The sequence below is a fragment of the Acidovorax sp. BoFeN1 genome (assembly GCF_003345135.1).
In the GTDB taxonomy this organism is placed as follows: Bacteria; Pseudomonadota; Gammaproteobacteria; order Burkholderiales; family Burkholderiaceae_C; genus Acidovorax; species Acidovorax defluvii.
Genome location: NZ_QOZT01000001.1, coordinates 59089 through 77330, shown reverse-complemented (window position 1 = coordinate 77330; position 18242 = coordinate 59089). Strand labels below are relative to the sequence as shown.

The 18242-nt window shown below is 60.6% G+C and carries 22 protein-coding genes; 6 read left to right on the top strand and 16 right to left on the bottom strand.

Annotation, left to right across the window (positions count from 1 at the left end; all coding sequences use genetic code 11):
* Positions 1–580: 580 nt before the first annotated feature.
* The 3 genes from DTW89_RS00330 to radC form a co-directional block, all read right to left on the bottom strand.
* Positions 581–916 (bottom strand): hypothetical protein, encoded by a 336-nt coding sequence (locus DTW89_RS00330; protein ID WP_442858077.1) that lies wholly within the window; start codon positions 914–916, stop codon positions 581–583.
* Positions 917–924: 8 nt separating this feature from the next.
* A complete protein-coding gene (locus DTW89_RS00325) occupies positions 925–1275 on the bottom strand; it encodes a DUF2958 domain-containing protein (RefSeq protein ID WP_028838249.1) in 351 nt (116 codons plus the stop codon).
* A 281-nt stretch (positions 1276–1556) separates the two neighbouring features.
* Positions 1557–2063, bottom strand: a complete 507-nt coding sequence (radC, locus tag DTW89_RS00320; RefSeq protein ID WP_028838250.1) for a RadC family protein — start codon at positions 2061–2063, stop codon at positions 1557–1559.
* A 396-nt stretch (positions 2064–2459) separates the two neighbouring features.
* Between radC and DTW89_RS00315 the strand changes: the two genes are divergently transcribed.
* From DTW89_RS00315 to DTW89_RS00305, 3 genes are read left to right on the top strand one after another with little or no spacing between them, the layout of a single operon-like run.
* The gene (locus DTW89_RS00315) at positions 2460–3602 is read left to right on the top strand and encodes a toll/interleukin-1 receptor domain-containing protein (RefSeq protein WP_083960882.1); all 1143 of its coding nucleotides are present in this window, start codon (positions 2460–2462) and stop codon (positions 3600–3602) included.
* A gap of 2 nt (positions 3603–3604) precedes the next feature.
* Positions 3605–4192 carry an SLOG domain-containing protein gene (locus DTW89_RS00310; RefSeq protein WP_028838252.1) on the top strand — a complete coding sequence of 196 codons (588 nt, stop codon included), beginning with the start codon at positions 3605–3607 and terminating at the stop codon, positions 4190–4192.
* A gap of 46 nt (positions 4193–4238) precedes the next feature.
* Positions 4239–4724 (top strand): TIR domain-containing protein, encoded by a 486-nt coding sequence (locus DTW89_RS00305; protein WP_114654483.1) that lies wholly within the window; start codon positions 4239–4241, stop codon positions 4722–4724.
* A 3-nt stretch (positions 4725–4727) separates the two neighbouring features.
* Here the strand turns inward: DTW89_RS00305 and DTW89_RS00300 are convergent, their stop codons facing one another.
* The 4 genes from DTW89_RS00300 to DTW89_RS00285 are packed head-to-tail and all read right to left on the bottom strand — an operon-like array spanning position 4728 to position 7632.
* On the bottom strand, positions 4728–5402 hold the full coding sequence (locus DTW89_RS00300; RefSeq protein WP_083960884.1) for a uracil-DNA glycosylase: 675 nt from the start codon (positions 5400–5402) through the stop codon (positions 4728–4730).
* Positions 5399–6535: a nucleoside triphosphate pyrophosphohydrolase family protein gene (locus DTW89_RS00295; protein ID WP_028838254.1), complete on the bottom strand. Its 1137-nt coding sequence runs from the start codon at positions 6533–6535 to the stop codon at positions 5399–5401. Before DTW89_RS00295 ends, DTW89_RS00300 begins: the two co-directional genes overlap by 4 nt.
* 3 nt (positions 6536–6538) lie before the next feature.
* On the bottom strand, positions 6539–7165 hold the full coding sequence (locus tag DTW89_RS00290; protein ID WP_083960885.1) for a hypothetical protein: 627 nt from the start codon (positions 7163–7165) through the stop codon (positions 6539–6541).
* Positions 7165–7632 carry a TIR domain-containing protein gene (locus DTW89_RS00285; RefSeq protein ID WP_028838255.1) on the bottom strand — a complete coding sequence of 156 codons (468 nt, stop codon included), beginning with the start codon at positions 7630–7632 and terminating at the stop codon, positions 7165–7167. The genes DTW89_RS00290 and DTW89_RS00285 overlap by 1 nt, the downstream gene beginning before the upstream one ends.
* 268 nt (positions 7633–7900) lie before the next feature.
* On the opposite strand from DTW89_RS00285, the gene DTW89_RS00280 reads away from it, so the two are divergent.
* Positions 7901–8284, top strand: coding sequence for a helix-turn-helix transcriptional regulator (locus tag DTW89_RS00280; protein WP_028838256.1), 384 nt, complete (start codon positions 7901–7903; stop codon positions 8282–8284).
* Positions 8285–8298: 14 nt separating this feature from the next.
* On the opposite strand, the gene DTW89_RS00275 is transcribed toward DTW89_RS00280, so the two are convergent.
* The 5 genes from DTW89_RS00275 to guaB form a co-directional block, all read right to left on the bottom strand.
* On the bottom strand, positions 8299–8823 hold the full coding sequence (locus tag DTW89_RS00275; protein ID WP_028838257.1) for a helix-turn-helix transcriptional regulator: 525 nt from the start codon (positions 8821–8823) through the stop codon (positions 8299–8301).
* Positions 8824–8827: 4 nt separating this feature from the next.
* Entirely contained in the window at positions 8828–9103 is a 276-nt protein-coding gene (locus DTW89_RS00270) for a hypothetical protein (protein ID WP_083881241.1), read from the bottom strand.
* 60 nt (positions 9104–9163) lie between these two features.
* A complete protein-coding gene (locus DTW89_RS00265; protein WP_028838258.1) occupies positions 9164–10420 on the bottom strand; it encodes a tyrosine-type recombinase/integrase in 1257 nt (418 codons plus the stop codon).
* 301 nt (positions 10421–10721) lie between these two features.
* Positions 10722–12341 (bottom strand): glutamine-hydrolyzing GMP synthase, encoded by a 1620-nt coding sequence (gene guaA, locus DTW89_RS00260; RefSeq protein ID WP_114654464.1) that lies wholly within the window; start codon positions 12339–12341, stop codon positions 10722–10724.
* A 70-nt stretch (positions 12342–12411) separates the two neighbouring features.
* A complete protein-coding gene (gene guaB / locus DTW89_RS00255; RefSeq protein ID WP_024814850.1) occupies positions 12412–13887 on the bottom strand; it encodes an IMP dehydrogenase in 1476 nt (491 codons plus the stop codon).
* Positions 13888–13995: 108 nt separating this feature from the next.
* Between guaB and DTW89_RS00250 the strand changes: the two genes are divergently transcribed.
* Positions 13996–14529 (top strand): DUF4124 domain-containing protein, encoded by a 534-nt coding sequence (locus tag DTW89_RS00250; protein WP_024814849.1) that lies wholly within the window; start codon positions 13996–13998, stop codon positions 14527–14529.
* Between the two features lie 54 nt (positions 14530–14583).
* Here the strand turns inward: DTW89_RS00250 and DTW89_RS00245 are convergent, their stop codons facing one another.
* Both DTW89_RS00245 and DTW89_RS00240 read right to left on the bottom strand, forming a co-directional pair.
* Positions 14584–14931 carry an RnfH family protein gene (locus tag DTW89_RS00245; RefSeq protein ID WP_024814848.1) on the bottom strand — a complete coding sequence of 116 codons (348 nt, stop codon included), beginning with the start codon at positions 14929–14931 and terminating at the stop codon, positions 14584–14586.
* A complete protein-coding gene (locus DTW89_RS00240) occupies positions 14924–15364 on the bottom strand; it encodes a type II toxin-antitoxin system RatA family toxin (RefSeq protein WP_024814847.1) in 441 nt (146 codons plus the stop codon). The genes DTW89_RS00245 and DTW89_RS00240 overlap by 8 nt, the downstream gene beginning before the upstream one ends.
* Positions 15365–15496: 132 nt before the next feature.
* On the opposite strand from DTW89_RS00240, the gene smpB reads away from it, so the two are divergent.
* Positions 15497–15970, top strand: a complete 474-nt coding sequence (smpB, locus tag DTW89_RS00235; protein ID WP_024814846.1) for an SsrA-binding protein SmpB — start codon at positions 15497–15499, stop codon at positions 15968–15970.
* A gap of 255 nt (positions 15971–16225) precedes the next feature.
* Here smpB and DTW89_RS00230 read toward each other — a convergent pair whose 3' ends face one another.
* Positions 16226–17341 carry an enoyl-CoA hydratase/isomerase family protein gene (locus DTW89_RS00230; protein WP_236636978.1) on the bottom strand — a complete coding sequence of 372 codons (1116 nt, stop codon included), beginning with the start codon at positions 17339–17341 and terminating at the stop codon, positions 16226–16228.
* A complete protein-coding gene (locus DTW89_RS00225) occupies positions 17338–18210 on the bottom strand; it encodes a DMT family transporter (RefSeq protein ID WP_114654463.1) in 873 nt (290 codons plus the stop codon). Before DTW89_RS00225 ends, DTW89_RS00230 begins: the two co-directional genes overlap by 4 nt.
* Positions 18211–18242 lie beyond the last annotated feature (32 nt).

Below are 18242 nucleotides of genomic sequence, written 5' to 3'. Positions count from 1 at the left end.
GCCCGCGACGGTCAGGAGCGCGCGGACGGGGGCCGTCAAGGAAACAAGCGCAGGGTGGGTGCGGCCCGCAGGCGCAGCCGAGGACACGGCCCTGCGCGCCTTGACGGCACATGGCCGCGGGCTACAGTCGCGAGCAAGGTGATGGAGTCAGGGGAGACGGCTGAACAGGCAACGGCCATCCTGTGCGCCGACCGCATGGCAAGCGAAGCGCGCAGGCCCGGATCTGGAAGCCGGGCCGGAGACGTCAGCCGAGCGGAGCGAGGGAACGATGGAAGCCCGACATGGGGCGAGACGCCGCAGGTGGCTCGATGCGCAGCACGACAGCGCGACCGGCCATGTTTCTTGGCCGGGGACGCCCAGACTGCAATCCTCAACGAACACCACGCCCAGGACGGCCCTCATGCGCAAAGCATCGAGGAGCGGCCTCTGCTGCTGGAACTGCGATTGGTATATGGCCGATCCGGCGCATCCGGTTCGGCGGTCTTTGAGGGGCGCCAAGCCTGCGCGGCGGGGATAGGCCGCAGGGCTTTCCCCTGGAGGCAAGCGAAGCGCGGAGCGCCCCGTCAGGGGCGCGAAGGCTTCAGGCCGAGTCGTCAGGACGCAGGGTGGATACCGAAACCGGCATCCACGGCGAGCACGAGTTCAGCAGATAGCGCGCGCCGCGCGCGTACAGCCCCGAAGGTTCGGCAGGTCGGTAGAACCCGGTAACGCGGCGCCGGAACTGCAAGCCGGCATCGTTCGTGTAAATCACCGCGTCGCCGATCTTGAAGCGCAAAGGCTGGCCGTTCTCCGGCGCGAATGGCTTGAGTTCATCGTGCTGCGCTGTGATTTCAATGATGTAGTCGTGATGGCTGCTCATGGCATTGATTTCCTGTAACGGTTGAGAAAGTGCAAGGAGCGCCTTGCGGCGCTCCAAGGGCCGGGTCAAACGACGACCCGCCCAGCCAGGCGCGCATCGCGCGCATAGGCGCTCAAGCGCTTCTCGGCGCCGAACGACAGGTCACGCTCAATCGGCAGGCCCAGCCCACCGCGCACAGTCGCCAACTCGCCCAGGCTGACCCAGCCAAGTTCCTGCATCCCCAAGCCCAGGTCGCATAAGCCGAAGGCGTGATCGTGGTCGTCGGGATCAATCTCGGTCAGCAGCCAGGTCGCGCCGGCGTCCGGCGTGAAGAGCTTGACTACGGGCTCCGGATCGAAGTCCGGGTTTTGCAAGGATTCGCGGCCATTGGCCAGCAGCATCACGCGCTGCTCATCGGTGATGAGTGCGTTGTTCATGGTGAACTCCTGAAGATTGCCGGGCGGAATTGCCCGTCACCTCCGGGTCACGGCGCAGCGCAAGCGGTCAGGGGTCGAAGACGGCCGGAGGCCGCCAGCGTGCTTGCACGCGCAGCCCTTGACGGCGAGAACGCCGTGGCACGATGAAGGGAACAGCAAGACCGCCCCACCCCACCACCCACGCAGACCTGCCTTCGGCAAGTGCGCAGCACGCGCAGGCCCGCGAGGGCCGGAGTTGCACCGCTGGGCGGAGCAAAAAAAGGGGGCCGAAGCCCCCGTGGTCAGAGCAGGCCACATTCGGCGAATGACGTAGTGACTGCGCCACCCACGACGATGTGATCCAGCGTGCGCACGTCCACCAGCGCCAGGGCCTCCTTGAGGCGCTGGGTCAGGACCCTGTCGGCCTGGCTCGGCTCGGGACTCCCGCTCGGATGATTGTGCGAAAAGACCACCGCTGCCGCGTTGAGCCGCAGGGCCTCCTTCACCACCTCGCGCGGATACACCGATGCCTGGTCGATGGTGCCGCGGAACAGTTCCACATACTCGATCAGCCGATGCTGGCTGTCGAGGAACAGCGCCGCGAAGACTTCGTGCCCGAAGCTGGCCAGCTTGGTGCGCAGGTAGTCCTTGACCAGCGCCGGCGAAGTGAACAGCGTTCCGCGTGGGTTCTTCAGATCGATGACCTGGCGTGCCGCCGCCAGAATCTGGTCCGCCGACGCCTGCAGGTAACGGCCCTGCGCGTCACGCACCAGCAGCGAAGAATCGAGAGACAGAGAAAGTTGCGACATGATCGTGCTCCGGTTGCTCAGGCGGAATTGCCTGGAACCGGCCGCAACACGGCGCAGCGCAAGCCGTCACAGGGTCGAAGACGGCTACGGCCGCAAGCGCCAAAGGCGCGCAGCCCTTGACGGCGAGAACGCCGTGATACGGTGAAGGGAACAGCAAGACCGCCCTCCCCGCCCACGCTGACTGACTGGGCAAGCGGAGCGCGCAGGCCTGACCAGGCCGGAGGCGTCAGCGATGGACGCCCGTAGGGGCGAGATGCCAAGAGCGGCTCGATGCGAAGTACGACAGCGCGTCCCGTTCGGGGACGCCCTGAAATCGGGTATCTTTAGAGCCAACAGATTCCCGAATTGGGTCTCGCCCGGTCTGATAGTCAGAACACCGCAATTGCGAGGAAAGGCATGCCAGCGCTATATCAACTTGCCCTGCTCGGCACCCCAACGGCAGCTCAAATTTCCGAACTTGAGGAAGTTGTCGGAAAGGCTGTCGGCATGTTCAATTTGCGGTTGGGGCATGAGATTGGATGGGAGGTTTGTCCCGATGAATTCAATCCAGACCAACAGCGATCGTCTGCGGCGGCATTTTTCGGAGGTCATGAGCCTCCCCTTGCGAATGTGGCAAGGCTCCTGGCGCGAGGCATCCCGCTGCTCCCAGTCGCCTCTGACATCAATCGAGTCGGCGCAGAAATCCCCGCCTTGCTGCAACCGCTCAACTGCTTGGCATACACCGCTGGCGGGGCGCAACGTGTCGCAACTGCTTTGCTGGAATGTGCAGGGCTCCTTCCTCGACAGCGCCGGGTGTTCGTAAGCTATCGGCGGGGCGAGGCTAGGGAAGCTGCCTTGCAGTTGTTCGATGCGCTGTCTGCTCGGCTATTCGATGTGTTTCTCGATACACATGGCATTCCACCTGCTGAAGATTTTCAGACCATGCTATGGCATCGGCTTTGTGACTCGGATGTCCTGCTGATGCTCGACACCCCAGGATACTTTGAAAGCCGTTGGACGAGTGCGGAATTCGGCCGCGCTCTGGCCAAAGGCATCAGCGTCTTGCGGGTGGGGTGGCCGGATACAACGCCTTCTGCGCGTACGGCGACGGCCAGTCGGGCGGAACTGCTACCCGAAGAAGTCGATCCGGCGACCGGACGCATCGCAGACGGCGCGGTGGATCGCATCTGTCTTCAGTTGGAGGAAGTTCGCAGCCAGAGCCATGCGGTTCGCTCTGTCAATCTCGTGAGCAATCTGCGCAACGCTATTCAAACAATCGGCGGCCAAGTTGTCGGAGTGGGCGCCAACAGAGCTGTTTATGTCCAACTGCCGGATGGGCGGAATGTAGTTGTTTATCCAACAGTCGGAGTTCCCACGTCAACTACATTGCACGATGCGTCTACGAATTCACCGGAACAATCCGTTGCCGTTGTCTACGATCACGTAGGCCTGCATCCTAGGTGGCTGGGCCATCTGGACTGGCTGGGTCAGCACATTCACTCCGCCAGGTGGGTTAAAGCCAGCGAGGCGGGTTGGCAATTCGCTGACTGGGCGGCGTAGCCATGAGCGCAATATTCCTCTCGGCCAGCGTGCCACTTGTTGGACGTGGCACCTACCACGAAACTGCCAATCCATTTCTCATCCAATGTGCGGTGAGAGAACTGGTCATAGCAGTCATTCGCCAGCACAAGATCGTCTGGGGTGGGCATCCTGCGATTACCCCGATGATTTGGAGCATATGTGAAGACTTGGGCGTCGATTACTCGCAGTCTGTCGTCTTGTATCAGAGCACGTTCTTTGCAGATGTGTTCCCTGAAGAGAACAAGCATTTCCAGAATGTAGTTTTCACTGACGCTGTCCCCAATGACAAGGCGGCGAGCTTGCTTGTCATGCGTGAAAAGATGCTCTCGCGTGCGGACCTAAGCGCTGCTGTGTTTATTGGTGGAATGGATGGGGTAGAAACCGAGCATGAGCTTTTCAGGCGATTCCATCCTGCAGCCAAGGTGCTCCCGGTGTCCTCGCCGGGCGGAGCGGCGTTGAATCTAGCCAAGGACCATGGCTATTTCACCGGTGAAGCGCTCGTTGATGTGGACTTCGCTCAGCTCTTCCATACGCACCTGGCGGTGCCCTTGGCTGGCAAACCAAGTTAATTCATTTCTCGGCGCTGGCCTCTAGAACATCAACCGAGGATTGTTCATGCCACGGAAAGTCTTCTACAGCTTTCACTATCAGCGCGACAGTTGGCGCGCCTCCAAGATACGCAATATTGGCGTTGTAGAGGGCAACCCGTCAGCGACCGATAACAAATGGGAAGAGGTGAAGCGAGGCGGAGACGCCGCGATCAAGCGCTGGATCGACGACCAATTGCAAGGGCGGACTTGCACCATTGTTTTGATTGGCACGGAAACGGCAAATCGCCCCTGGATTCGATATGAGATCGAGCAATCATGGAACAGCGGAAAGGGGCTCTTGGGGATACGTATCCACAAACTGCTGGACCACAACCAGCAACCATCGGTGGCGGGGGAAAATCCATTCGATTCATTTACCTTGAATGACGGTAGAAAACTATCCACCGTCGCCCGCGTCTACGATCCGCCAGGGACCAGCAGTAGCGCGGTCTACACCTCTATCAGCAACAACTTGTCGAACTGGATCGAAGCAGCGATCGCCGCGCGCTAGAAGTCAGAGCACTTCGTCAAACAACGATCCGGTACTCATGGGGTACCCATAGAGTTCCGAGATTTGCGACTGGAATTGTGTCTGTCCACCGTAGCTGGGGTGCCTCACGCAAATCACCGGCACAGCATCTGTGATGCGATGAGCTGCAGCGGCGGCATCGTTGCCGATGGCGACGATGCGAGAAGGCTTCAGCAGGACAATGAGTTGCTGGAGCAGTTCTTCGCCTGCTCGCCTTTCTTGCGCGTTGTGCTGGCGGTTAGTAAACGGATCTCCGGATTCATGCGGATGAAGGGGAAAGACGTTCCAAAGGAAGATGCGAGCATCAATGTGTTCCAGCATGCCCCATATGACCGCCGCAGTTCGCTCGGCTACAGCGCTTCCTATCGTGGGCCGCTCTGCGACCAGATCGAGATTCCAGCGCTTAGCGTGCTGGCCCATGTGCACGTCATCAGTCAGGGCTAAACCAGTACGGCGCCCTCCGCGATATCCGAGATCCCTTCCGATCCAGATGGCATCTACAGACTCCTCGGTTGCACGACGCAGCATGGCGGAGAGTGCTGCAGCGCGGCGCCGTGGCGCATCGCGCCGATCATGGACTTCACATCGATCCGAATACGGATTGAAGCAGTCTTCGAATTGCAGCGAAGCAACTGCCTCAACGAATGGATGGATCTTCATTTTTCGGACTCAAGTGACATGTATTTGATGGTGCGTTGTTCTCGGTTTCCAATGATCCAGCCGCCTTGATTTGCCTTGAGCTGTCGGAAAACAGCATACCCTTCCAGGATAGCTTTTTCCCAGAGCTTCAGCGGGCATTTCTCTACTTCATAACCGCTCACAAACTCGCCGATGGTTTTGAGAATTCCGAGTGAGACTTTCTCCTGATTCTCGAAGAAATTCAGTTCTTTGGCTCTTGAAAAAATCCAGGCAGCAACTCCTTCCTCAACGACGATGGCTCGGCCACTGTCCTGCTCTTCATCGAATTTCGGATTGCTCTTCCGCTTGTGCCTGATCAATGCCCGCATCACGGGCGACCAGTGAAGGATCGCCGCGTTAGCAAAATGGAAAACGTCATGGAACCGGTAGCCATCGCGGTCGGCAATGTTGTCAGTCAAAGGGTCTCCAATGAACACTCCATTCCATTGGAGATAGCTTTTGCCACTACCTCGTTGGTTGACGCGGATTCTGAATTCTCTGGGCAACTGTTCCTCGATTCCAAATTTACTATCGAAATCAAGGTCAAGCAGATCATCTGCTTGTGGCTCCAAGAACGCACCGCGAGCTTTACGAAGGTTGGAGCGAGCCACTTCCGAAAATGCTAGCTCGGCCGCATGGATTGCATCCAAGTAAGCCCGTGCGAACGCGACCAATTCAGTGCGCGCAGGGGTACTTCCCAATAGCGCTGCGGCTGACTGCCCCAAACGTACAAGAGTAGTGTCTAACGATGCAGGCGCAGCAATAGGCACTGCGATATAGGCCATTGCACCTTCGGCGATATCACTTGCAGCACCAACATTCTTGAAATTTCCGTGATTGGCCGCTTCCCCGAAGATCTCATCGAGAGGAACATTCAAGCGCCTGCAGATTGCAGCCAGGTACCAAAGGGTGTCGCCAAATTCTTCTTCCGCAGCTTTCTTAAAGCCAGGGTATGCCGATTTGTCACGAACATGTTTTTTAACCGTGGCCATTATTCCGCCAACTTCTCCGTACAGTCCTTGGAGAACCGGATTGAAGTCGCTCGGATTGAGCACGTCCGTGGCTGCAATTTCTGCAGCGTAATCCGAAAGCAAGAGGGAGCCTTCCTTTTTCATCGGTCACCTGCGAAGCGTCAGCCATTCAAAGGGGGCGCCTTGGTAGCCGCTCACGGCCAAGCTGCGTATCCAATGCTCAAGATTCGCGACCAATTGCGCATCGTCAAAGGTGGTGAGACCTATTCCAGTTTTACATAGAGGACGTCCCTGCTGATCATGCAACTCATTGGGAAACTCAGGCCCCTCCCCCCCAAAATATACGAAATCGTTGCTGATCAAAACCCTGTTGACGCCCGTATCACGAGCAACGTGATCAGGGTTCAGAGAGCCATCAGGGCGGGAGTGGAACGAATCGCGCTGTTGCCAAGCAGCCCCAGCCGCAACTCTGAAATAAATGTTGTCCCCGCAACTTTGCTTCCGACTGCCATTGCGGTACGGCTTCTTGGATTCAAAACGCGGGTCTCGGCCGTACTCGTCAAATGTCATTGCCTCGGTGACCCGCATCGCATAGACCAGGTGCCCACCGCGTCGAACACTTTGATCATTGCTTCCGCTGCCAACCACCCAATCACCAATGTTGGCGCTTCTTCGGATGCTGGGTTTGCAAGTCGCGAGCGTGCAGTAGCTGTAAAAGGGGTTGGGCGCAAAACCACTGTCGTACCGCACGACATAGGAGTGAATACGTGCCATCAGCAGGGATGCCGCTTGAGTGGAACCGGGTCGCAGGCACCGCCGTCAGGCTTTTCCCACGAATCCTTTCCGTTGATCGCGTCGATGATTGAATCACCGTTCCACCCAACCAGTGCGTCCGCATGTTCTTTCAGCGCATCCGGCAGGTCGCATTCCTTTTCGCCATGCTCCCAAACACCAACAATGCGCTTGCCCTGTTTGGCCGCGTATTCGATTTCCCAGTTCACCCAATCGCTGTTCTTGGTTTGGGGTGAGACATAGCAAATGAACACCCCAGCCCAATTGATGGCAGGCGCAAGGATCTGCGTCTTGATGTAGTGCTCATCAGTGGCATTGTTGAACTTTCCTGTGTGGATGGAGGAATCCCGGACTTCCACCCCCTTCGGCGCCAACAAATCCTTGAGCTTCTGGAGCCCATGATCGTCCTTATGGACATGGCTGATGAATACGTTCCTTTTGTCTGCCACCTGTCACCTCCATGGTTTCGCATGTTTTGATGGATCGTAACCGGGTTTACCGCCGGCGTGGTAGGGGCTCCTGGCCAGCTTGAGGTCGAACTGCTGCCGGACGGGCCGAGAGTCAAAATCCATCGCTTTGGGCGAGGCGAAGCGCGCTGGTTGGGACATGACGCTTAACCGAGTGCGCACGAAGCCGTAGACCTCCTATGCCCTCCTACGCCACAACAGGTTGTGCCGATAGGTACTGAAATTCACCATATCGCCATGCAGCGTATTCATGGAGTTCGAGGTGAAAACCCTATCGCACCTATCCAATGTGCTCGAGGCCGTCCCCGGCCAGTCTCTCCCTTTGCCTGGGACGGAGGCCTACGAGGCGCTGCCACAGTTCCCCAAGCGCAGTCCACTTCCATTTCGGCGCACCATCCGCCGTCATGAGTTGCGTCAGATCGTCCCCTTGGCCGAAACGACGATCTACGAAATGGAGCGTCGCGGCGAGTTCCCTCGGCGTTTCAATCTGACGCCGCGCTGCGTGGTGTGGGACCTGGCCGAGGTGGAGGCCTGGATCGAGGAGCGCAAGCAAGCCCCTCGCATCAGCGCCGCCAAGCCGGATGTCCACCTGCGAAAAACCCGCCCTGTTCGGGCGGGTTCCGGTCGGGAATGAGGCTGGCGACGGCCTCATTCAACGAGAGCTTCCAGCTCGTCGGAAGCTGAGCGCGATAACCGCCGCCCCTCCTTGACCACGTTGACCTGCAAGGCAACGCACGCCACCTCCAGAACGTCCATGGCCAGCGAGTAGCTACCCTTTGCCTGCAGCCAGGCCAGCACATCCGCCAAGTGCCAGATCGACGCGCTGCCCTCATGCACCGGCGCTGGGAAGCTGCCCGGATGGGCCAGCATCAGCTTGCGCATGTTCTGCCGCGACACGCCCACGATGTCGGCCACGTCGGTCAGCCCAACCAGATCCGGTGCGACTTCGATCAGCCTGGCCGCTGGCACCGCGCTCCGCACGTCGGCCAACGCGCTGCGCACAGCCGCGTCCGCACTGTCCGCCTCTCGGGTGAACTCCAGCGCGAGCCGCCCCGGCTGCCCGATGCCGACCAGGGCATCGTCGCACCCGGCCTCGCCCAGACGCTCGACCAGTGCATCCGGGTCACGGTCATCGTCGGTGAGTTGGTATTTCAGGGTGAAGGTGTATTCCATCGTGCTACTCCTCGGCATCGTCGGCTGCCTCCTGCTGCTTGCGGTGCGTCGTGCAGTTGTCCACGACTCGCCGCAAGGCACGCGCATGGTTGCCAGGGTTCTTCGGCGTACTCCACACGCTGGTGATACAGAACTCGCCGCAGCGACACTCCGCATCGTTGTACGGACAATAAATCCGCCCCCAGGCGTGGCTGCCACCGACTTCCACACGCCAGCCCTGCCCTTCGGCGTGCCTGAGTGCTTCCTCGACTTCTTTCTTCGGATGAGAGGACCGGGCCATCAACAGTCTCCAGTATGAGAATACTTACCAAGGTTGTCAAGTGACAACCTTGGTCCTGCTTCAGGCCATTGCGCTCAACACCGGCACGATCACGTTGTCCGGCATCAGCTTCGGCACATAGGTCTGCCCGTCGATCCAGGCATCGACCATGTTGGCCCACTCCTGCAGCATGTGGCGCCGCTGCTCGGCGTACTCGGCCTTGTTGTAGATCGAGCGCGAGGAACGCCCTTCTTCGTGCGCAAGGCACTTCTCGATCCAGTCTCGGTTGAACCCGATCTCGTTGAGCAACGTCGAACCTGTGCGGCGCAGATCGTGGACGGTGAACGGCTCCAGCGGCAGGCCTGCGGCCTTGGCCCGCTGCGCCACGATCTGCGTGACCCGATTGAGAGTCGCGTGAGACATGCAATGGTCTGAGTCGTAGCGCGATGGCAGCACAAACTTCGAGCCGGCCGCGCAAGTGTGCAGTGCCACCAGAATGTCCAGCGCCTGGCGCGACAGGTAGACCACATGTGGGTTGCGCCCCTTCATCCGCTGCTTCGGGATGGTCCAGGTCGCGTTCTCGAAATCGACCTCGTCCCAGGTGGCCTCGATCAGCTCGCTCTTGCGTACCAGCGTCAGCAGGATCATTCGCAACGCCAGCCGGATGGTCGGATAGGTGGCCACCGACTCCATCTGCCGCGACATCAGACGGATCTCCAAGGGCGACAAGGCACGGTCCTTGGGCACGAAGGTCGCAATCGACGCAGCGCCCACGTTGGCCGCCGGGTTGTCCACCTTCTCCCCATGCAGGATGGCGAAGGCATAGACCTGCTTCACGATGTCGCGAATGTGCACCGCGGTGGCCGGGGCGCCCCGCCCTTTCACCTTGCCGCACAAGGCGCGCAAGTCGTCGGCGGTGATTTCGTTGAGCAGGCGGTTCTGGAAGGCCGGCAGGATGTCCCGATCGACGATGCTCTTGCGCATCGCTCGCGTGGTGTCGGCCATCCGGGCACCGGCCATCCACTGGGCGGTCATGTCGCCGAAGTTCTTGGCGGCGGTCAGGCGGCGCTTCTCGCGCTGCTTCTCATGCGCCGGGGACTTGCCCTGGGCGACGGCCTTCTTGGCGTCCAGCAGCTTTTCGCGGGCCATCGCGAGCGAAATGCCGGACGGCCCATACCGTCCAATGGTCAGCGTCTCGCGCCGGCCGTTGAGACGGTAATCGTAGCGGAAGGTGACGGTACCGGTGGTTGATACCGTTACGTACATGCCGTCGCGGTCGGAAGCCTTGTAAATCTTGGACTTAGGCTTGAGATTGCGTAGTGCGGTGTCGGTAAGCATCGAGGTTTTTCCTCCTGTTCATGACGGCTTTTACCGTCAGGGGTCAGGAGACCTGCTGATGCTCGGAAAGCCGCATGAAACAAGCTTTCCTGAGGAGTGATTTACCGTCAAAGACCGGTTTGGTCTGGATAGTAAACGGGAGGGTCTTAATCCGGCCTCCGGTTTCTACCGTCACCTCTACCGCCAATCCGTTTTGCTGGTCGGCGATAGCCACCGATAGCTGTCGTGACGTATTTCTTTCTAAATCAACACGTTACGCCAGTTTTTCGATAGGTCACGATAGTCCCCGAAAGACCTGATTTCACTCCCACTCAATCGTCGCTGGCGGCTTGCTGCTCACGTCGTAGGTCACGCGGTTGATGCCGCGCACTTCATTGATGATGCGGCCCGACACCTTCTTGAGCAGCGCGTAGGGCAGCTCGGCCCAGTCGGCGGTCATGAAGTCGCTGGTCTGCACGGCGCGCAGGGCCACCACGTAGTCGTAGGTCCGGCCATCGCCCATCACACCCACGCTCTTGACGGGCAGGAAGACGGTGAAGGCCTGGCTGGTGAGGTCATACCAGGTCTTGCCGGTGGCTTCATCCACGAAGTTGCGCAATTCTTCGATGAAGATCGCGTCGGCGCGGCGCAGTAGATCGGCGTATTCCTTCTTCACCTCGCCCAGGATGCGCACGCCCAGGCCGGGGCCTGGGAAGGGGTGGCGGTAGACCATCTCGGGCGGCAGGCCCAGGGCCACGCCGAGTTCGCGCACTTCGTCCTTGAACAGGTCGCGCAGGGGCTCCAAAAGCTTGAGGCCCAGCTGCTCGGGCAGGCCGCCCACGTTGTGGTGGCTCTTGATGGTGACGGCCTTTTTGCTCTTGGCGCCGCCCGATTCGATCACGTCGGGGTAGATGGTGCCCTGGGCCAGGAAGGTGGCGCCCTTGTGGCCTGCATTGCCAGACTTGAGCTTGGCGGCCTCGGCCTTGAACACATCGACAAACAGGCCGCCGATGATTTTGCGCTTTTGCTCGGGCTCGCTGACACCCGCCAGCTTGCCCAGGAAGAGGTCGCTCGCATCCACGCGGATGACCTTGGCGTGTAGCTTGCCGACAAACATGTCCATCACCATGTCGCCCTCATTCAGGCGCAGCAGGCCATGGTCCACGAAGACACAGGTGAGCTGGTCACCAATGGCGCGGTGGATCAACGCCGCTGCTACAGATGAATCGACACCGCCCGACAGGCCCAGAATCACTTCCTCATCGCCTACCTGCTGGCGAATCTGCTCCACCGCCTCGGCAATGTGGTCGCGCATGACCCAGTCTGGCGAGGTGCCGCAAATGCCGAGCACGAAGCGCTCGAGCAGCGCCTTGCCCTGCACGGTGTGCGTGACTTCGGGGTGGAACTGCACGGCATAAAAGCGGCGCTCTTCGTCGGCCATACCGGCGATGGGGCAGCTATCGGTGCTGGCCATGAGCTTGAAGCCCGGGGGCAACTCGGTGACCTTGTCGCCGTGGCTCATCCACACGTTGAGCATGCCATGGCCTTCGGGGGTGGTGAAGTCGGCAATATCTTTAAGCAGCGCGGTGTGGCCCCGTGCGCGCACCGCGGCGAAGCCGAACTCACGCTTGTGGCCCGTTTCCACCTTGCCGCCCAGCTGCTGTGCCATGGTCTGCATGCCGTAGCAGATGCCCAGCACGGGCAGGCCCAAGTCGAACACGGCCTGGGGGGCACGGTCGGTGGTGTCCTCGGTCACGCTGGCGTGGCTGCCCGACAGGATGATGCCCTTGAGGGATCCGTCATTGGCGTAGTCACGCACCCACTCGTCGGTCACGTCGCAAGGATGCACCTCACAGTACACATTGGCCTCGCGCACGCGGCGGGCGATGAGCTGGGTGACTTGCGAGCCGAAATCGAGGATGAGGATTTTCTGGTGTTGCATGGTGGGCGACAGGAAAAAAGACAAAGGCCCGAACACCGTTGCGTGGGTTCGGGCCTGGGAGGCTGTGGCGTCAGTCAGCGCGGTAGTTCGGCGCTTCTTTGGTGATCTGCACGTCGTGCACGTGGCTTTCGCGAATACCGGCGGTGGTGATCTCGACGAACTCGGCCTTGTTGTTCATGTCCTCGATCGTGGCGCAACCGCAGTAGCCCATGGCGGCGCGCACGCCGCCCGCCATCTGGAACACGATGGAAACCATCGAACCCTTGTAGGGCACGCGACCCTCAATGCCCTCGGGCACCAGCTTGTCGGCATTGGGGTTGCCGGTGCTCGATTCCTGGAAGTAGCGGTCGGCGCTGCCTTGCTGCATGGCGCCGATGCTGCCCATGCCGCGATAGCTTTTATAGCTGCGGCCCTGGAACAAGATCACTTCGCCGGGCGCTTCTTCGGTGCCTGCGAACATGCCGCCCATCATGATGGTGCTGGCACCTGCGGCCAAGGCCTTGGCGATGTCACCGCTGAAACGAACGCCGCCGTCGGCAATCAGCGGCACGCCCGTGCCTCGCAGTGCCGTGGCCACGTTGTCGATGGCCATGATCTGCGGCACGCCCACGCCCGCCACGATGCGGGTGGTGCATATCGAACCGGGGCCAATGCCCACCTTGACAGCGTCGGCACCAGCCTCGACCAGCGCCAGCGCGGCTGCGCCGGTGGCGATGTTGCCGCCAATCACGTCGACTTGCGGGTAGTTCTGCTTGACCCAGCGCACGCGCTCGATCACGCCCTTGCTGTGGCCGTGGGCCGTGTCCACCACGATGGCATCGACACCGGCCTTGACCAGCGCTTCCACGCGCTCTTCGGTGCCCTCGCCCACGCCCACCGCAGCGCCCACGCGCAGGCGGCCCGAGGCATCACGCGCGGCATTGGGGAAGCTGGTCTGCTTGGTGATGTCTTTCACCGTGATCAGGCCTTTGAGCTCGAAGGCATCGTTGACCACCATGATGCGCTCAAGTTTGTGCTTGTTCAGCAGTGCCTTGGCTTCGGCCGGCGTGGTGCCGTCCTTCTCGTTAACGGTGATGAGTTTCTCGCGCGGCGTCATGATCTGGTGGACCTTGACGTCGTAGCGCGTTTCAAAGCGCAGATCGCGGCTGGTGACGATACCCACCACCTTGCCACCGTCGCACACCGGGAAACCCGAAATACCCAATTGCTCCGACAACTCCAGCACCTGAAGCACGGTGTGCTCAGGGGTGATGACGACAGGATCGCGCACCACGCCCGACTCGTAGCGCTTGACCTTGGCCACATGAGCAGCCTGCTCTTGCGGTGTGAGGTTCTTGTGCACGATGCCGATGCCGCCCTCCTGGGCGATGGCGATGGCCAGCCGTGCCTCTGTCACGGTGTCCATGGCAGCGGACACCAGCGGCAGATTCAACTGGATGTTGCGGGAGAGTTTCGTCGCGAGGGACGTGTCCTTGGGCAGGACCTGGGAGTACGCTGGCACCAGCAACACATCGTCGAAGGTGAGCGCTTTTCCAAGAAGGCGCATGAGAAAGCTCCAAAAAACGGATTGTACCCGCGCGGGCTGTGGCAAAAACGCAGCCATCCAAAGCAAGTGCACTGGCGGCTCCCCAGACGCACGGCTAAACTTGTCGCCATGAAAATGCACAAGTTTTTGCTGCTGGCCTTGGCCTGCACCTGGTCGCTGGGCGCATCAGCCCAATGGCAATGGATCGACAAGGATGGCCGCAAGGTGTTCAGCGATCGCGCGCCACCGCTGGATATTCCGGAAAAAAGCATCCTGAAACAGCCTGGAGGCAACCTGGGAACGAGTGCTGCTGCGAAACCAGTTCAGCCGGCTGACTCCTCAGAGCCCGCCGCCGCAGCTACACCACCCACCCCCAAACTGCCAGCCAGCACCGCCGGCAGCGGCAAGGACAAAGAACTCGAAGAGAAAAAAGCGCAGGCAGAGGCCGCAGAGGCTGCCAAGAAAAAAGCCGAAGACGAAAAGATTGCAAAAGCCAAGGCAGACAACTGCACCCGCGCGCGCCAAGCCAAGGCCACTTTTGAATCTGGCCGCCTCATCACGCACTCCAATGCCAAGGGCGAGCGGGTGTTTCTGGACGATGCCACCCGCGCGGCAGAATCCAAGCGCATCGACGGCATCATTGCAACAGATTGCGCACGGTAATTTTGGGGTAACGGCGCTTGCGTCGCCCCCTCCGCCATCCGGCTGGAGCGCCCTTCAGTAGCCCGATTTACCGCCGGGGCGCTGCCGGGCAAACAGGCCGGTGGTGCGAGCGCCTTGGCGCGCAAAGCGTTCGCGGCGGGCCACCTTGGGGTCGACTTTCAGGGCCCGATACACCTCAACCCGGTCTCCCTGCGCAAGGCTGCTATTCATAGCCACCTGGCGCCCCCATACGCCTACAGCGTCACCCTTTCCATCTTCAGGCGGCTGCAACCCAGCGTCGCAGGCCGTCAAGGCATCGGCCACCGTGGCCCCTTCAGGCAGTTGCAACGTGTACTCTGCAGTGCCGCCCGGCCGCACACAGATCACCACTGTGATGTGAAGCAGCTGCCCGCCGTCAACCATAGACCTGCTCCGCGCGCTTAACAAACGCGTCCACCATGCTGGCGGCAATGCGGTCAAAAACAGGGCCAACCAAAGCCGCCAGCGCCGCGCTGTCAAACCCGTAGTTCAGCAACAGTTCGACCTTGCAGGCGCGCTGGCTGCCATCTGCAACGGGGTGAAAATGCCAATCCCCCTCCAGCTGTGAAAACGGCCCCTTGACCAGGTGCATCTGCACCCGCCGACCCGCCTCATGGATGTTGCGGGTGACGAACGTCTGCCGCAATCCCGCAATCGAGATGCCCACCTCGGCGGTCATGCCGGCATCGTTGCGCTCCAGCACGGCCGATCGGTCGCACCAGGGCAGAAACTCGGGATATTGCTCAACCCCCGTCACGAGGGCAAACATTTCTTCGGGGGTGTACCAGATGAGGACGGATTTGTGGACGGTTTTCATGCAGACGCAGCTTTGGCACGACTGGCACATTGAATCGGCCAGGGCACCCAGAGGAAATTAGAATCACTCTTGCGAGACCCAACCATTGTAGGGAGGCCTTTTATCTCCCGGTTTGCGCCGCATCTACATCTCATGGCCAAAAAACCCGATCCCACGTCCCGCATTGCCGACAACAAGAAGGCGGCCTTCAACTACTTCTTCGAAGAGCGCCACGAGGCCGGCATGGTGCTGTATGGCTGGGAAGTCAAAGCGCTGCGCGAGGGCAAAGTCCAGCTGACCGATGGGTATGTGCTCATCCGCGAGGGTGAACTGTATCTGCTCGGTTGCCTGATCAACCCCCTCAAAACCGCGTCCACCCACGTCAACCCCGAGGCAGCGCGGACCAAGAAACTGCTGCTCAAAAAGGACGACATCAAACACCTGATCGTCAAGGTGGAGCAAAAAGGCTACACCCTGGTGCCGCTGAACCTGCACTGGAAGAACGGCTATGTGAAATGCGAGATAGCGCTAGCCAAGGGTAAGGCCGAGCATGACAAGCGCGACACCATCAAGGACCGTGAAGGCAAGCGCGAGGTCGAACGCGCGATGAAAAGCCGCAACCGGTGAGCATACCCATGTGGCGCTGCGCGCCGCTCCCCTTCTCTTGCAAAGCTGCGCTTTGCGGGAAGAGGGACGCCACCCGTGCAGCGGGGCGGCACTTGCACGGCGGCTTGGGTGTGAACAGCGCCTTGGTCAAGCGCCACCGGTAGGGGAAGCACTCTTTTCAGATGTCTCACTGCCCTTGAAGGGCTCAGAAGGTATCCATCGTCTTCGACCCTGCATTGCGCGCTGACGTGCTGGAAGCGCTGGCGGGGCCTTTGATCAACACAAATGGGCCAGTGGGTGCGCGTGCGCCGGCCAGGGGCTGACGAAGAACGGTGCCACCATCTCGGGTGTCACGTCTTCAATGCGCGCGGGGTTCCACTTTGGCGCATGGTCCTTGTCCACGGCGAGGGCACGGATGCCTTCCACCGTCTCGCTCTGGCCGGCGCGCAAAAAAAAGCAGTGACGCACCATGTCGCGCTCCATGCGCAAATCGTCGGCCAGGCCCATGCTGCGGGCGCGGCGTACCTGCTCCAGCACCACATGCAGCATCAGCGGCGAGCGCTTGCGCAGCGTGGCCGCCGTGGTACGGACCCAGTCGGTATCGGCCGCTTCGAGCTGGCCCACGATCTCGCGCACGGAGGTCAACGAAAAATATTGATCAATAGTGCCTCTAGCGCTTGATGCACTTGCGCTATCAGCTATTAATTTAGAAGCAACATAGTTCTTCACCGCTGCGCCATCAGCAAAGTGCCCGGATCCCAGGTTCTCCCACACCATGGCCTGCTGCTCCACGGACAGGCAGCCATCGGCCAGACCAAACGCTACCGCATCGCCAGCACCGATGGTGTCGCCCGTCAAAGCCAGCCACTCGCCGACACGGCCAGGGCAGCGGCTCAGAAAGTAGCCACCACCCACGTCAGGGAACAGGCCGATCGCCGTCTCGGGCATGGCCATCTTGGTGCGCTCAGTCACCACGCGCAGGGCCGCGCCCTGGCTGATGCCCATGCCGCCACCCATGACGATGCCGTCCATGAACGCGATGTAGGGCTTGCCGTAGTTGTGGATCAGGTGGTTGAGCGCGTATTCCTCGGTGAAGAAGTCTTCGAGCAGCGGATTGCCCTGGCTGCCTGCCTGGTGCAGAAAGCGGATGTCACCGCCCGCGCAAAAGGCCCCGAACGGACCTTCCTTGTTGCTGCCACGAATCGCCACGGCCAGCACCCGTGCATCGTCTTTCCAGGCGAGCAGGATGCCCATGAGGTCCCGCACCATGCCCAGAGACAGCGCATTGAGCGCCCTGGGGCGATTCAACGTAATGAAACCCACCTGACCTCGCACCTCGCTGAGAACTTCGCTCGGCACCTCACCCGACACTTGCACTTTCATCTCCGTCATTTTTGTTCCTTCCAACCTAAAAATTCGTTAAGTACCAACGCACCAATCACCAGCAGGCCACCAGTCAACACGGCCGGGCCCGGGCGCTCGCCCGCGCCACCCCATGCCAGCAAAATGCCAAAGATAACCTCCAGCAGACCCAGCAAAGCCATTTCTGGGGCCTTGAGCACTCGCCCGCAGCGTACCGCCAGAACGCACGGAATGGCCAGCTGAAACAGTCCCAGCAACGCCAGCAGCAGGATATCGTGGCCCGTCGCCTGTAGCGGCAACGCCAATGGCAAGGTGGCCAGCGCTGATAGCACGGCACCCACCAAGACAGCCGGCACCAGATCCACCGCATGGCCATGCTGCTGCGAGGATTGCACCACGGTCCAGTTTGCGGCAGCAGCCACCGGAATGCACAGGGCCACCAGCGTGCCCGCCAGCGGCAAGCCAGCCATCTGCGAGCCATACATCCACGCCATGCCCGCACCGGCAATTCCAATGGCAATCCATGTACGCGCGGCAACCCGGTGTCCGATGAAGATGCGCGCAAAGAGGGCCGTAAGCAATGGACCAGCCGCCATGGTGACCAGCACATTGGCCACCGGCATGAGCATCATGGCCAGCATGAAGGTGGTAAACATCACGCTCCAGCACAAGCCAGAGAGCCAGAGGGCGCTACCACCGCGGCGCATGGCCGAAAACACGCCACGGCCCTGAAAGACAGGCAGTATCACCAGCAGCGAAGCGACGGTAAAAAAGCTGCGCCAGAAGGTCACTTCAAAGCTGCGCGCATGCTCAAGATGGCGCGTCACCACCCCGGCGATGGACCACAGCAACGTAACGACCAGCATCAATGCGACGGCGCGGGAATGCGTGAGTTTCATGGGAGGGAGTCGACAAAAATCGCTTCAGACGG

Bases quoted from the DNA above. Each gene is read 5' to 3' on its own strand.
- guaA (WP_114654464.1), bottom strand. From the start codon at position 12,341: ATGCAACACCAGAAAATCCTCATCCTCGATTTCGGCTCGCAAGTCACC.
- radC (WP_028838250.1), bottom strand. From the start codon at position 2,063: ATGTCGCAACTTTCTCTGTCTCTCGATTCTTCGCTGCTGGTGCGTGAC.
- DTW89_RS00310 (WP_028838252.1), top strand. From the start codon at position 3,605: ATGAGCGCAATATTCCTCTCGGCCAGCGTGCCACTTGTTGGACGTGGC.
- DTW89_RS00290 (WP_083960885.1), bottom strand. From the start codon at position 7,165: ATGGCACGTATTCACTCCTATGTCGTGCGGTACGACAGTGGTTTTGCG.
- DTW89_RS00245 (WP_024814848.1), bottom strand. From the start codon at position 14,931: ATGGTTGACGGCGGGCAGCTGCTTCACATCACAGTGGTGATCTGTGTG.
- DTW89_RS00325 (WP_028838249.1), bottom strand. From the start codon at position 1,275: ATGAACAACGCACTCATCACCGATGAGCAGCGCGTGATGCTGCTGGCC.
- guaB (WP_024814850.1), bottom strand. From the start codon at position 13,887: ATGCGCCTTCTTGGAAAAGCGCTCACCTTCGACGATGTGTTGCTGGTG.
- DTW89_RS00275 (WP_028838257.1), bottom strand. From the start codon at position 8,823: ATGGAATACACCTTCACCCTGAAATACCAACTCACCGACGATGACCGT.
- DTW89_RS00230 (WP_236636978.1), bottom strand. From the start codon at position 17,341: ATGACGGAGATGAAAGTGCAAGTGTCGGGTGAGGTGCCGAGCGAAGTT.
- DTW89_RS00240 (WP_024814847.1), bottom strand. From the start codon at position 15,364: ATGAAAACCGTCCACAAATCCGTCCTCATCTGGTACACCCCCGAAGAA.
- DTW89_RS00225 (WP_114654463.1), bottom strand. From the start codon at position 18,210: ATGAAACTCACGCATTCCCGCGCCGTCGCATTGATGCTGGTCGTTACG.
- DTW89_RS00280 (WP_028838256.1), top strand. From the start codon at position 7,901: ATGGAGTTCGAGGTGAAAACCCTATCGCACCTATCCAATGTGCTCGAG.
- DTW89_RS00300 (WP_083960884.1), bottom strand. From the start codon at position 5,402: ATGAAGATCCATCCATTCGTTGAGGCAGTTGCTTCGCTGCAATTCGAA.
- DTW89_RS00305 (WP_114654483.1), top strand. From the start codon at position 4,239: ATGCCACGGAAAGTCTTCTACAGCTTTCACTATCAGCGCGACAGTTGG.
- DTW89_RS00270 (WP_083881241.1), bottom strand. From the start codon at position 9,103: ATGGCCCGGTCCTCTCATCCGAAGAAAGAAGTCGAGGAAGCACTCAGG.
- smpB (WP_024814846.1), top strand. From the start codon at position 15,497: ATGGCCAAAAAACCCGATCCCACGTCCCGCATTGCCGACAACAAGAAG.
- DTW89_RS00295 (WP_028838254.1), bottom strand. From the start codon at position 6,535: ATGAAAAAGGAAGGCTCCCTCTTGCTTTCGGATTACGCTGCAGAAATT.
- DTW89_RS00315 (WP_083960882.1), top strand. From the start codon at position 2,460: ATGCCAGCGCTATATCAACTTGCCCTGCTCGGCACCCCAACGGCAGCT.
- DTW89_RS00250 (WP_024814849.1), top strand. From the start codon at position 13,996: ATGAAAATGCACAAGTTTTTGCTGCTGGCCTTGGCCTGCACCTGGTCG.
- DTW89_RS00265 (WP_028838258.1), bottom strand. From the start codon at position 10,420: ATGCTTACCGACACCGCACTACGCAATCTCAAGCCTAAGTCCAAGATT.